We start from the raw sequence: 11,725 nt of genomic DNA, 5'->3' as shown, positions 1-11,725 counted from the left end.
CGCGGTCGTCCTCGCCTGCCTGGCCACCGGGCTGATCGGGAGCTGCTTCGTCGCCTCCGGGCTGCTGGGCCGCTATCCCGTGCTCGGGGGGCAGGGGCTGCGCTACGGCGTCGCCGCCGTCGTCCTCGGGGCCGCCGCCGCACGGTCCAGGCGGGGGCTCGCTCCGCTGCGGCGCCTGCCGCCGCGCCTGTACGGGCGGCTCGCGCTGCTCGCCGCCACCGGGATGGTGGGCTTCAACGCCGCCGTGCTGGCCGCCGAGCGGACGGCCGAGCCGTCCGTCCCGGGCGTGCTGGTCGGCTGCGCGCCGCTGGTCCTCGCGCTGACGGTGCCGCTGCGCGAGGGGCGCCGGCCCTCGTCGCGGCTCGCCGGGTCCGCCGTCCTCGTGGTGGCGGGCGCAGCCGTCGTGCAGGGCTTCGGGCGGACCGACGCGGCCGGTCTCGGCTGGTCCGGACTGGCGCTCGTCGGCGAGGTGCTGTTCTCGCTGGTGGCCGTCCCCCTCATCGCCGCGCTCGGACCGGTGCTGCTGGCTGCCGCGGCCTGCGCCGCCGGGTGCGTGGAGGCGCTCGCCGCCGGCCTGCTGCTCGACGGACCGGGCGCGCTGCGGTTGCCCTCCGCCGCCGAGGCGGGGGCCCTCGCCTGGCTGGCGCTCCCCGTCACGGTGCTGGCGTTCTGGTGGTGGTACACCGCCGTGGACCGGCTCGGTCCGGAGCGGGCCGGGCTGTTCTCAGGGCTGATCCCGGTGGCCGCGGCGGTCACCGCGCCGCTGCTCCACCTGGGCGTGCTCGGCCCCGCTCAGTTCCTCGGCACCGCGCTCGACGGCGCGGGCGTCGCGGCCGGGCTGCCGCGCAGCGGCTCCCGGTCGAGGGGCCGTCCGCGCTCGCGCCCACGGCCGCGGTCGCGGTCCCGCTCGGACAGCGCCAGCAGCACGACGGCCGCCAACGTCAGTGCCGCGCCCAGGTACTGAAGGGGCATCAGGGTCACCCCCAGGTAGAGCGCCGCCACCGCCCCGGAGACTGCGGGCTCCAGCGTGCTGGTGACCGCCGACTCCGTCGGCGAGATCCGGTTCAGCGCCGCGAGGGAGAGCGTGCAGGCGACGGCCGTCGCGCCGACCGTGACGAAAAGCGTCAGCGCCAGCACCGCGCCGCCGGAGCCCGTCGGGTGGGCCTGCCAGGGGCGGGTGAGGGGCAGCATCGCCAGCCCGCAGACCGTCAGGCCCCAGGCGGTGAGCGCGCCCGCGCCCAGTTCCCGGACCAGCCGCACCGAGGCGATCATGCAGTAGGAGTAGCTGACCGCCGACAGCAGCGCGAGCACCGTCCCCAGCGGGTCGAGCCGCAGCGCGGAGAACCCGCCCGCGCCGAGGACCAGCAGCCCGGCACCGGTCGCGGCGAGCGCGATGGCCGTCAACCGCACGGCCGTCGGGCGGATCTGACGACGCAGCAGCTGCCAGCCGGCGGTCATGGCCAGGCCGGTGTACTGCAGGAAGGTGGCCGTGGCGGCGTTGCTGTGCTGGATGGCGGCGAACCAGGTGTACTGCGTCGCGGCCATGCCGGGCAGCGCCACGGCCAGCAGTCGGGGCCAGTGGCGGCCCGGCCAGGCCGGGCGCAGCACGGCCAGGAGCAGCAGCCCGGCCCCGCTCATCCGGACGCTGACCAGCCAGTCGGGCGTCACGGAGTGATGGGTGAACAGCTGTTGGGCGGCGATGCCGCCGAACCCCCACAGGGCCGCGGCGACGGCCGCGAGCACGAGTCCGCGCCGGTGTCCCGCACTGCGCTCACCGTGTTCCACGCGAAGAGGATGACACCACTCCGGCCTGCGCGGTAGATCACCTGACCTGCGCGGACAGCCAAGGCAGCGCGACCGGCAGCCAGTTGTGCCAGACGCTGACGAGGTGGCCGCCCTGAGCGACCGTCAGCAGCCTGCTGGCGCCGGGGTGCCGCAGGACGCCGAGCAGAGCCTTGGCGGCGGCCACGGTGTCTCCGTCCTGGAGGCTGCCCGCCATCAGCAGGACCACGTCCGGCTGCTTCCGGGCCGAACGCAGCACCAGGTACGGGTTGTTGGCGCGGGCCAGCGCCGGGTTGCGGGTCACCAGTCCGGCGCTCGGGGCGTTGTAGCCGGAGAGGCTGACCGCGGCGTGGAAGACGCCCGGGTAGTGCACGGCGAGGTTGACGGCGCAGTAGGCGCCGGCGGAGTAGCCCATCACACCCCAGTGCCTCGCGCCGCGCTGCGTACGGAAGTTGGCGGCGACGAGGGCCGGCACGTCCCGGGCCAGCCAGGTGGCGGTGCGGGCGACACCGGGGATGTCGGCGCAGCCGGCGTCGACGGTGTTGCCGAGGACGTTCAGGGTGGGCGCGACCAGGATCATCGGCTGCACCTTGCCCTGGGCCATCAGGGCGGTCATCTCCTTGCCGACCGCCATGCTGCCGAACCAGGTCTGCGGGCTGCCCGGGAAGCCGGACAGCAGTTCCACCACGGGGAAGTCGGTGTTCGCGTAGGCGGGGTCCTGGTACTGCGGGGGGAGCCACACGTAGAGGCTGCCGCGGACCTGGGACGCGGGGCCGACCGCCTCGGCCTGGACCGCCCCGCCGTGGAAGGGACGGAAGCGCAGGGTGCCGTGGTGCACGGCGGTCTGGTCGGCGGAGCCGGGCTGCGGCTTCCCCCCGGTGGGATCGCTGAGTTGGGCCTGCCCGCTGTCGCCGAAGAGGTCGGCCCAGGACTCGTAGAACGGGCCCATGCTGTTGTTGACGTACACCAGCACCATGACGACCGCGGCGAACTGGCTCAGCAGGGCCAGTCCCGTCCGCCCGCCCCAGCGGAGCGCACCGGGGCCCGGGACGCGGTTCCACAGCAGCAGCAGCGCGACGGTGGCCGCGATCAGGAAGGCGACGGTCAGCAGGAAGAACGGGGTGCCGGTCAGACTCACGCGCGGATGTTATCCGCGCGATTCCTGAGTACTTGCTGGGAGAGGCAAGGCTCCCCCCAGTGTTCTCTTACCTGTCACCGGCACCCCGCACCGTTCACTTCGCGGCGGCCTGCTCCGCGACGGCGAGCTTGACGCAGACGGCGACGGCGCGCATGGCCTCGCGGACCTCGTCCACGCTCGGGAAGCTCGGGGCCAGCCGGATCTGGTGGTCGCGCGGGTCCTTCCCGTAGGGGAAGGCGGAGCCGGCCGGGGTCAGCGCGATGCCGGCCTCCTTGGCCAGGCGCACCACCTCGGCGGCGCAGCCGTCCGGCACCTCCAGGCTGACGAAGTAGCCGCCCTTGGGCCGGGTCCAGGTGGCGATGCCGGTGAGCTCGGCCTCCAGCACCTCGTAGACGGCCTCGAAGCGCGGCTCCAGCAGCGCGCGGTGCTTCTGCATGTGGGCCAGCACGCCGTCGGCATCGCCGAAGAAGCGGACGTGGCGCAGGTGGTTGACCTTGTCCGGGCCGATGGTCTGCTTGACCAGGACCTTGTTCAGCCAGGCCACGTTGGCGGCGGAGGAGCCGAAGAAGGCGACGCCGGCGCCGGCCAGGGTGATCTTGGAGGTGGAGGCGAAGACGAAGACCCGGTCCGGGTTGCCCGCCTCGGCGCAGGCCTCCAGCACGTTGAGCAGCGGAACCTGCTCGTCCGTCAGGTCGTGGACGGCGTAGGCGTTGTCCCACAGGATGCGGAAGTCGGGGGCGGCGGTGGGCATCGCGGCCAGGCGGCGGACCACCTCGTCGCTGTAGGTCTCACCGGTCGGGTTGCTGTACTTCGGCACGCACCAGATGGCCTTGATCCGCGCGTCGGAGGCGACCAGGCGCTCGACCTCGTCCATGTCCGGGCCCTCACCGGTGAGCGCGACCGGGACCATCCGGATGCCGAAGCGCTCGGTGAGCGCGAAGTGGCGGTCGTAGCCGGGGCTGGGGCAGAGGAAGACGACCTCCTCCTCGTCGACCCAGCGGCGCTCCGCGCCGGGGACCGGGGTGAGCAGGGCGTGCACCAGCACGTCGTGCATCAGGTTGAGGCTCGCGTTGCCGGCGGCCAGCAGTTGCTGGGCCGGGATGCCGAGCAGCTTGCCGAAGATCTCCCGGATCTCGATGAGGCCCTCGACGCCGCCGTAGTTGCGGGTGTCGATCCCCTCGGCGGAGACGTAGTCGTTCGCCCCGGGCAGGGAGAGGATCGCGGCGGAGAGATCGAGCTGCTCCGGCGAGGGCTTGCCCCGCGTCAGGTCCAGCTTGAGACCCGCGTCGCGGAGCGTGGCGTACTCCTTGCGGGCGGATTCGAGGTCGACGAGGTCCTGGGCGGCGGCGCTGAGCGACACGGGAGTCCCCAAACGAGCAGTGGGTGGTGGCGGTGTTACCGCCGCCAATCTACCAACCGGGGCCTGTCCGCTGTGCATGGGTTTCGACGCCGGTCCACATCCTGGACACGCCCCCGGACGGGTGCAATCCGGCCGCGGCGGGCCGCGATCCGCTAGCTATGTGTGCCATGCGTCACTTCCCTCTCACGCTCGGCGCCCTCTGCGTCGCCGCTCTCACCTGCGGCGCGGCACCGGCGGCCGCCCTGTCCGCGCCGGTTCCGGCGCCCCTGTCCGTCCCTGGCGACTGGATCACCCTGGACGCCCCGACCGGGGGCGCCGCGTCCACCTCCCCCTCCGGTGGTTCGTCCACCGGCTCGTCCGCTGACGCCCCGTCAGGTCCGGTCACCTACTCCGGCGAGTACCGGTGCCTGCCCTCCAGCGCGGAGGGCAGGCCGGTCCAGGTCAGCCCCGCGCTCGAGGACGCCCACCAGAGCATCGGCCTGTCGGGCAGCCCGGCCGTCTGCGACGGCGCGGTGCACCCGTGGTCGACGACCACCGACTCCGCCCCGACCGGCGATCTGCGCCCGGTCGTCCACCTGTACCGGCTCGACCCGGCGAACCTGGGCTGGCTCACCGTGCCGGTGCCGACCGAACTGGCGCACGCGGGCTGAGCCGCGCCCCACGCGATTGCCGATCCTCCGTCAACCGCCGTCGGCGGGCGTCCCGCCGACGGCCCGTCCGCGCAGCCGCCGGTAGGCGCCGCGGGCCCAGGCGAGCGGATCCCATTCCGGCGACCGCCCCCGGGCCACGGGGTAGCAGGCCAGTCCCAGCAGCACCGCGCTGAAGTGCCCGATGCTGGTGAAGTCCCGCTCGCTGACGACGCCGAAGCCGTAGAAGAGCAGCAGCCCGGCGAGGTACACGTAGCGCCAGGGCCGCGCCAGCAGGTACGTCAGCACGGCCTGCACTCCGGCGAGCGCGTAGCTGACGCCGTAGTCCAGGGTGTAGCGGGCGCTCTGCGGGGCCTGACCGTGGTCGATAGCCCACAGCAGCACGCCCTCGCTCAGGTAGGTGGCGCCGACGTGCGCGATCACGGCGACGGTCAGCCAGCGGCCGGTGCCCAGCCACCGCTCCACGGGGACGTGGAACAGGTTGTAGAGGACGAAGTAGCCCACCCATCCGCCGCCCGCGATGTAGAGCGCGCTGCTGATGAGCACCCGCACCGGGGACTCCACCAGGTAGTGGATGTTGGTGGAGCGCCGCTCCAGGATGTGGTCGGCGGTGGCCGGGGAGACGCTGCGGATCAGCACGGTGGTGAGCAGCAGGATGGCGAGCCAGACGAAGGTCCCCGGCGCCCGCCGCACGTACGCCCAGCACCACCGCGCCGCCGTCACCAGTCGCTCGCCCACCCCTCCAGCCTCGCCTCTCCCGGCCGGATGCGCTACGGTGCGTTGCCGCGAACGGGGGTGACGCGGCGTCAGCCCGCCTGCTCGTCCTCGGCCGCCTCGCCGCGCTCGTGGGGGGGCGTCGATCTTCGCCCACGCCCGCGCGCTGCGGCGTTCCGAGTCGTTCATCGTGCTCTGTGGATCCTCTCCTCCACGCCGGGCAGCCGGGCAGAGTCGTCGGGGGTCGTCCACTGCCTTTAGGCTGACGGGCGATGAACCAGCTCAGCACCCCTTGGGGCGATCTGCTCCTGTCCCGCTACCCCGCCTCCGCGAACGACCCCCTGCGGGCGTGGGACGCCGCCGACGAGTACCTGCTCCGGGCACTCGCCGGGCTGGCGGGCCGCACCGCCCAGGCGGAGCCGAAGGAGACCGGGGCCGGGGACGAGCCGGTCGAGCTGACGGGCCGTCACCTCACCGTCCTCGGCGACCGCTGGGGTGCGCTGACCGCCGCGCTCGCCCGTACCGGGGCAGCCTCGCTGACCCAGGTCAGCGACTCGTGGCTGGCCCAGCAGGCCACCCGTGCCAACCTCGCGGCCAACGGCACGGACCCGGCGGGCGCGGACCTGCGGTCCACCCGGGACGCTCCCCCGCCCCGGATCGACGTGCTGCTGGTCCGCGTGCCCAAGAGCCTGTCCCTGCTGGAGGACCAGCTGCACCGGCTCGCCCCGGCCCTGCGCCCGGGCAGTGCCGTGCTGGGCACCGGCATGGTGACGGAGATCCACACCTCCACCCTCGCCCTGTTCGAGCGCATCCTCGGCCCGACCCGGACCACCCTCGCCGTCCGCAAGGCGCGGCTGGTCCTGACCACCCCCACCGCGCACGACCCGGGCCCCTCCCCGTGGCCGCTGCGCTACCGGCTGGCGTCGGACGAGCCGTTCCCGGGGCTGGCGCTGACGAACCATGCCGGCGTCTTCTGCGCCGACCGGCTCGACATCGGCACCCGCTTCCTGCTCCAGCACCTGCCCACCGGCCGGCGCGGCACGATCGTCGACCTCGGCTGTGGCAACGGCGTCGTGGGCACGGCGGCCGCGCTCGCCAACCCGGACGCCGAACTCCTCTTCGTGGACGAGTCGCTGCAGGCGGTCGCGTCCGCGGAGGAGACCTTCCGCGAGAACGTCCGCCAGGGCCGAGCCCGCTTCGCCGCTGCCGACGCGCTGGCGGAGGTGCCCGACGCCTCCGTGGACCTGGTCCTCAACAACCCCCCGTTCCACTCGCACCAGGCCACCACGGACGCGACCGCCTGGCGGATGTTCACCGGCGCGCGCCGCGCCCTGCGCCCCGGCGGCGAGCTGTGGGTGGTCGGCAACCGGCACCTGGGCTACCACGTCAAGCTCAAGCGCCTCTTCGGCAACTGCGAAGTCGTCGCCGCCGACCGCAAGTTCGTCGTCCTGCGCGCGGTCCGCCGGAGCTGAAACCCGCTCGCGCGGCCGCTGTCCTGGGCCCGATACTGCGCCGGTGGACTCCGCCGCCGTACGCACCGTCACCGTCCAGCTGACCCACGAGGGCCGTGCCCTCGGCCGACTCGGGCCGTTTCCCGTGTCCGAGCCCTGGTGGTGCGAGGTCGGCGAGATCAGCGACCGGCTGACGGCCGAACTGGGCGTCCCGGTCCACGTCTTGCGCCTGCTGCGGGTCGAGGGGGCGGACGGCGGCGCGCCGCGCGGCGGCCACGTCCACTACCAGGCGGAGGCGCTGCGGCCGCCGCGGTCCGCGCAGTCGACCGGTACCCCCACGTTCGCGGTACCGGCACCGCACCCGCTCCGGATGGTATGGGCCACACCGGACGGCCTCCGCGGGCTCCTCCGCTGGGCGGCCGACGCCCTCGCGGAGCCCGCGACGGTCCGGCAGCAGCGCAGCTGGAACCTCTCCGGGCTGTTCCGGCTGACCACCTCCGAGGGCGATTTCTGGCTCAAGGCGGTCCCGCCGTTCGCGGCGCAGGAAGGCGCCGCACTCCGCCTGGTCGCCTCGGTCGCGCCGGGGCTGGTCCCGGGCGTCGTCGCCGCCGCGCCGGGACGCACGGTGCTCCGGCACGCGCCCGGCGAGGACCTGTGGCAGCCGGAGAGCGCGGAACCGCTCGTCCGAGCCGTGCGTTCCTGGGTCGCCGCCCAGGCGGCTTTGGCCGGCAGTGCCGCGCGCGCCGGGCTGCCCGACCTGCGTGAGCACCTGCTCCAGGAGCGGGCCCGCACCCTGGTCCGGTCGCTGCCGGGCCTGACCGCCGACGAGCGCCGTGCTGCGCATGAACTCGCCGAGAGCTGGGCGGAGTTGCGGGCCTGCGGGCTGCCGACGACCGTGGTCCACGGCGACTTCCACCCGGGCAACCTGCGGGGCGCCCCGGATGGCGGCGATCCCGTGGTGCTCGACTTCGCCGACGCCCACCTGGGCAACCCGGCGCTCGACGGCTTCCGGCTCTGGGACTACTCACCCGAGCCGCTGCGGGCAGCCGTCGCCGACGCCTGGGTCGACGCCTGGCGCAGCCACGCTCCCGGCGCGGACCCCGAGCGCGCCCTGGCGCTGGCCCGGCGGCTCGGGCCGCTGCAGTACGCGCTGCGCTACCAGGAGTTCCTCGACGGCGTCGAGCCCAGCGAGCGCGTCTACCACGAGGACGACCCGCTCGACTGCGTCCGCGCCGCCGTGTCGTCCGCCCCGCCGTCGTCGAACAGCCTCACCTCGTAGAGGTACGACTTGCCCAGCTTCCAGCTCCGCCAGGTCGTGGCCGGGGGCAGCGGGCCGTGGTCGCGGCCGTGGACGGGCCAGCCGTTCCGGGTGCCGTCGACGAAGACGGTGCACCAGCCGACGTCCGGGAGGTGGCGGCACCACACGTCCAGGTCCACCCGGCGGTAGCTGGGACGCCCGTCGACGTCGTCCGCCTCGCGCACGAAGCGGTAGGTCAGCCCGTCCAGGTGCCGGACGAAGGCCAGGTCGATGTGCGGGTCGAGGTGCTGATGCTCCGTCATGCCCTGCGAGGCTAGCCGGGGTCAGTCCACGGTGACGACGACTTTTCCGCCGCGCAGGCCGCCTGCCATGGCGCGGCGCTGCGCGTCGGCGGCCTTGGCGAGGGGATAGCTCTCGGCCACGCGCGCCGTCAGCGTGCCGGCCTGGGCCAGGTCGGAGACGGCCTGGAGGTCGGCGGCGTCCGGGCGGACGAAGACGTAGTGGCCGCCCATGCCCAGCACCGAGGCGTCGGCGATGGACGCCAGCGAGCCGCCGGGCGCCAACAGTTCGGCGGTCGCCGCGAGGAAGGGGCCGCCCAGGGTGTCCAGGGCGGCGGTGACGCCGCGCGGGGCGACCGCGCGGACGGCCGCGGCGAAGCCGGACAGGTCCTCCTCGTAGGCGACGGGCACCGCCCCGAGCGCCCGCACCGTGGCCAGATCGCGCGGCCGGGCGGCGCCGATCGGGCGGGCGCCGAACTGCAGCGCGAGCTGCACCGCGAAGCCGCCGACCGCGCCGGCCGCGCCGTGGATGAGCACGTCGTCGCCCTCGCCCACGCCGAGCCAGCGGCTGAGCGCCTGATACGCCGTCAGGCCGGCCAGCGGCAGCGTGCAGGCCTCCTCGAAGGTCAGCGCCGTGGGCTTGCGGGCCAACGTGCGCACGGGCGCCGCGACGTACTCGGCGAAGGTGCCCTGGCCCAGCACGTCCTTGCGGACGTAGCCGACCACCTCGTCACCCTCGCTGAACTCCTTGACGGAGACGCCGGGTTGGAGCACGACGCCGGAGACGTCCCAGCCGGGGACGACCGGGAACATCGCGTCGAGGAAGCCGTCCAGGTAGCCGGCCTGGCACTTCCAGTCCACCGGGTTGACCGCAGCGGCCTTGACCTTGACGAGCACGCAGTCCGGTGCCAGCTTCGGGTCCGGCAGTTCGCCGTACTCGAGGACTTCGGGTCCGCCGTAGCTGCGATAGGAGATGCCCTTCATGGCTGCGCTGCTCCCTCGGTGGTGGGTGGGTCCCCACGCCCGAGCCTCCGCCAGCCCCGGCGGCCCCGCAAGCGCAGCCCCGACGGCCCTGGCGGCCGCGTCAGCCGTGATCGAGGGCCGTCTGCACGCCCTGGACGACCCGCCACATGGGGGTGCCCCGGCGGGCGACGAGCACCATGACGTCGTCCTCGGGCTCGTCGGCCGCCGGGCCGGGGCCGGACTCCCAGGTGCGGGCCACGTAGTCGAGCGCCTCGGTCACCGCCGCGTGCACGTCGCCCTCGCCGTCGGCGCGCAGCCAGCCGCGCAGGGCGTGGTTGTGCCCGGCGACGACGGCGGCGGCGATCACGTCGCCGCGCAGCCGGCCGTCGGGGCGGGCGGCGAAGCGGATCCGCAGGTAGTCGGCGAGCGCGCGCTCGTAGCGCCAGACGACGGACAGCTCGTGCTGGCGCAGTGCGGGAACGGCGCGGGTGAGCCGGTAGCGGCGGACCGAGAAGCCGGGATCGGCGGAGTACAGCCGCAGCACCAGCTTGGCGGCGTCGCAGGCGCGCAGGACCGGGTCCTCGGCGTCCCCGGCGGGGTCGGCGAGGAAGGCGGTCATCTCGGCGAGGCAGCCGTCGTGGTCGGGGAAGACCACGGACTCCTTGGAGGGGAAGTAGCGGAAGAAGGAGCGGCGGCCGACGCCCGCGAGCGCGACGATGTCGTCGATGGTGGTCTGGTCGAAGCCGCGCTCCTCGAAGAGCTGGAGTGCGGCGGCGACGAGCGCGTCGCGCATCGGGGGCTTGCTGGCTCCTGCCGTGGTCATGCGGCCGACGTTAGCACCGGCACACCGTGCGGGGGGTCCGTCCTTGGCACCGAGTGTGCATAATCAGGGGTACTAAGTGCCAGAGCGAGGGAGCGAGCAAGAGACATGGCGGGTACATCCGATTTCGACCTGTTCCAGCTGTCCGAGGAGCACCAGCTGCTGCGCGAGTCGGTCCGCGCACTGGCCGAGGCCAAGATCGCTCCCTTCGCGGCGGAGGTGGACGAGCAGGGCCGCTTCCCGCAGGAGGCCCTGGACGCGCTGACCGCCAACGACCTGCACGCCGTGCACGTACCCGAGGAGTACGAGGGTGCGGGCGCGGACGCGCTGGCCACCGTGCTGGTGATCGAGGAGGTGGCCCGCGTCTGCGCGTCCTCCTCGCTGATCCCCGCCGTCAACAAGCTGGGCTCGCTGCCGGTGATCCTCTCCGGCGGCGAGGAGCTCAAGCAGAAGTACCTGCCCCGCCTCGCCCGCGGCGAGGGCATGTTCTCCTACTGCCTCTCCGAGCCCGACGCCGGCTCCGACGCGGCCGGCATGAAGACCCGCGCGGTGCGCGACGGCGACAGCTACGTCCTCAACGGCGTGAAGCGCTGGATCACCAACGCCGGCGTCTCCGAGTTCTACACGGTGATGGCCGTGACCGACCCCGAGAAGCGCTCCAAGGGCATCTCCGCCTTCGTGGTGGAGAAGGGCGACGAGGGCGTGTCCTTCGGCGCGCCGGAGAAGAAGCTCGGCATCAAGGGCTCGCCGACCCGCGAGGTCTACTTCGACAACGTCCGCATCCCCGCCGACCGCATCATCGGCGAGGAGGGCACCGGCTTCGCCACGGCGATGAAGACCCTGGACCACACCCGCATCACCATCGCCGCCCAGGCGCTGGGTATCGCGCAGGGCGCGCTCGACTACGCCAAGGGCTATGTCAAGGAGCGCAAGCAGTTCGGCAAGGCCATCGCCGAGTTCCAGGGCATCCAGTTCATGCTGGCCGACATGGCCATGAAGCTGGAGGCCGCCCGCCAGCTGACCTACGCCGCGGCCGCCAAGTCCCAGCGCGTGGACGCCGACCTGACCTTCTACGGCGCGGCGGCCAAGTGCTTCGCCTCCGACGCCGCCATGGAGATCACCACCGACGCTGTCCAGTTGCTCGGCGGCTACGGCTACACCCGCGACTACCCGCTGGAGCGGATGATGCGGGATGCCAAGATCACCCAGATCTACGAGGGCACCAACCAGGTCCAGCGCATCGTCATGGCCCGCAACCTGCCCTGACCGGACCGGAGCCGCGGCGGGTGCCGCGCGGGGGGTGGCCCCGCGCGG

General features: G+C 73.7%; 11 protein-coding genes and 1 pseudogene. 5 read left to right on the top strand and 7 right to left on the bottom strand.

The annotated features are described in order from the left end of the window. A partial coding sequence (locus ACFP3V_RS17265) for an EamA family transporter (protein WP_380584322.1) occupies nucleotides 1-964 on the top strand: 964 nt, incomplete at its 5' end. A gap of 11 nt (nucleotides 965-975) precedes the next feature. On the opposite strand, the pseudogene ACFP3V_RS17260 reads toward ACFP3V_RS17265, so the two are convergent. The 3 genes and pseudogenes from ACFP3V_RS17260 to ACFP3V_RS17250 all read right to left on the bottom strand — a co-directional run. Continuing rightward, nucleotides 976-1,743 (bottom strand): annotated as a pseudogene (locus ACFP3V_RS17260) (EamA family transporter); the annotation flags it as partial. A 79-nt stretch (nucleotides 1,744-1,822) separates the two neighbouring features. Further along, the gene (locus ACFP3V_RS17255) at nucleotides 1,823-2,920 is read right to left on the bottom strand and encodes an alpha/beta hydrolase (RefSeq protein WP_380584320.1); all 1,098 of its coding nucleotides are present in this window, start codon (nucleotides 2,918-2,920) and stop codon (nucleotides 1,823-1,825) included. 94 nt (nucleotides 2,921-3,014) lie between these two features. After that, nucleotides 3,015-4,280 carry an aspartate aminotransferase type Ic gene (locus tag ACFP3V_RS17250; protein WP_380584319.1) on the bottom strand — a complete coding sequence of 422 codons (1,266 nt, stop codon included), beginning with the start codon at nucleotides 4,278-4,280 and terminating at the stop codon, nucleotides 3,015-3,017. A gap of 167 nt (nucleotides 4,281-4,447) precedes the next feature. Between ACFP3V_RS17250 and ACFP3V_RS17245 the strand changes: the two genes are divergently transcribed. Then, nucleotides 4,448-4,930: a DUF6299 family protein gene (locus ACFP3V_RS17245; RefSeq protein WP_380584317.1), complete on the top strand. Its 483-nt coding sequence runs from the start codon at nucleotides 4,448-4,450 to the stop codon at nucleotides 4,928-4,930. 30 nt (nucleotides 4,931-4,960) lie between these two features. Here the strand turns inward: ACFP3V_RS17245 and ACFP3V_RS17240 are convergent, their stop codons facing one another. Continuing rightward, the gene (locus tag ACFP3V_RS17240; RefSeq protein ID WP_380584315.1) at nucleotides 4,961-5,665 is read right to left on the bottom strand and encodes a rhomboid-like protein; all 705 of its coding nucleotides are present in this window, start codon (nucleotides 5,663-5,665) and stop codon (nucleotides 4,961-4,963) included. 248 nt (nucleotides 5,666-5,913) lie between these two features. Here ACFP3V_RS17240 and ACFP3V_RS17235 point away from each other — a divergent pair, with 248 nt between their 5' ends. Both ACFP3V_RS17235 and ACFP3V_RS17230 read left to right on the top strand, forming a co-directional pair. Further along, nucleotides 5,914-7,113, top strand: a complete 1,200-nt coding sequence (locus ACFP3V_RS17235) for a methyltransferase (protein WP_380584313.1) — start codon at nucleotides 5,914-5,916, stop codon at nucleotides 7,111-7,113. 43 nt (nucleotides 7,114-7,156) lie between these two features. Then, the gene (locus tag ACFP3V_RS17230) at nucleotides 7,157-8,371 is read left to right on the top strand and encodes an aminoglycoside phosphotransferase family protein (RefSeq protein WP_380584311.1); all 1,215 of its coding nucleotides are present in this window, start codon (nucleotides 7,157-7,159) and stop codon (nucleotides 8,369-8,371) included. Here ACFP3V_RS17230 and ACFP3V_RS17225 read toward each other — a convergent pair. From ACFP3V_RS17225 to ACFP3V_RS17215, 3 genes are all read right to left on the bottom strand, one after another. After that, nucleotides 8,290-8,652, bottom strand: a complete 363-nt coding sequence (locus ACFP3V_RS17225) for a hypothetical protein (protein WP_380584309.1) — start codon at nucleotides 8,650-8,652, stop codon at nucleotides 8,290-8,292. The two genes, ACFP3V_RS17230 and ACFP3V_RS17225, sit on opposite strands and share 82 nt — an antisense overlap. A gap of 21 nt (nucleotides 8,653-8,673) precedes the next feature. After that, nucleotides 8,674-9,612, bottom strand: coding sequence for an NADP-dependent oxidoreductase (locus ACFP3V_RS17220; RefSeq protein ID WP_380584307.1), 939 nt, complete (start codon nucleotides 9,610-9,612; stop codon nucleotides 8,674-8,676). A 100-nt stretch (nucleotides 9,613-9,712) separates the two neighbouring features. After that, nucleotides 9,713-10,414 carry a TetR family transcriptional regulator gene (locus ACFP3V_RS17215; RefSeq protein ID WP_380584305.1) on the bottom strand — a complete coding sequence of 234 codons (702 nt, stop codon included), beginning with the start codon at nucleotides 10,412-10,414 and terminating at the stop codon, nucleotides 9,713-9,715. A gap of 105 nt (nucleotides 10,415-10,519) precedes the next feature. Here ACFP3V_RS17215 and ACFP3V_RS17210 point away from each other — a divergent pair, with 105 nt between their 5' ends. Then, nucleotides 10,520-11,677, top strand: a complete 1,158-nt coding sequence (locus tag ACFP3V_RS17210; RefSeq protein ID WP_380584303.1) for an acyl-CoA dehydrogenase — start codon at nucleotides 10,520-10,522, stop codon at nucleotides 11,675-11,677. The last annotated feature ends 48 nt before the right edge of the window (nucleotides 11,678-11,725 follow it).

Origin of the sequence: Streptacidiphilus monticola (assembly GCF_042658505.1) — a bacterium.
In the GTDB taxonomy this organism is placed as follows: domain Bacteria; phylum Actinomycetota; class Actinomycetes; order Streptomycetales; family Streptomycetaceae; genus Streptacidiphilus; species Streptacidiphilus monticola.
The sequence above is the reverse complement of the archived record's forward strand: the minus strand, read 5'-3'. Positions and strand labels throughout refer to the sequence as shown.

Bases quoted from the DNA above. Each gene is read 5' to 3' on its own strand.
- ACFP3V_RS17245 (WP_380584317.1), top strand. From the start codon at position 4,448: ATGCGTCACTTCCCTCTCACGCTCGGCGCCCTCTGCGTCGCCGCTCTC.
- ACFP3V_RS17235 (WP_380584313.1), top strand. From the start codon at position 5,914: ATGAACCAGCTCAGCACCCCTTGGGGCGATCTGCTCCTGTCCCGCTAC.
- ACFP3V_RS17225 (WP_380584309.1), bottom strand. From the start codon at position 8,652: ATGACGGAGCATCAGCACCTCGACCCGCACATCGACCTGGCCTTCGTC.
- ACFP3V_RS17220 (WP_380584307.1), bottom strand. From the start codon at position 9,612: ATGAAGGGCATCTCCTATCGCAGCTACGGCGGACCCGAAGTCCTCGAG.
- ACFP3V_RS17215 (WP_380584305.1), bottom strand. From the start codon at position 10,414: ATGACCACGGCAGGAGCCAGCAAGCCCCCGATGCGCGACGCGCTCGTC.
- ACFP3V_RS17210 (WP_380584303.1), top strand. From the start codon at position 10,520: ATGGCGGGTACATCCGATTTCGACCTGTTCCAGCTGTCCGAGGAGCAC.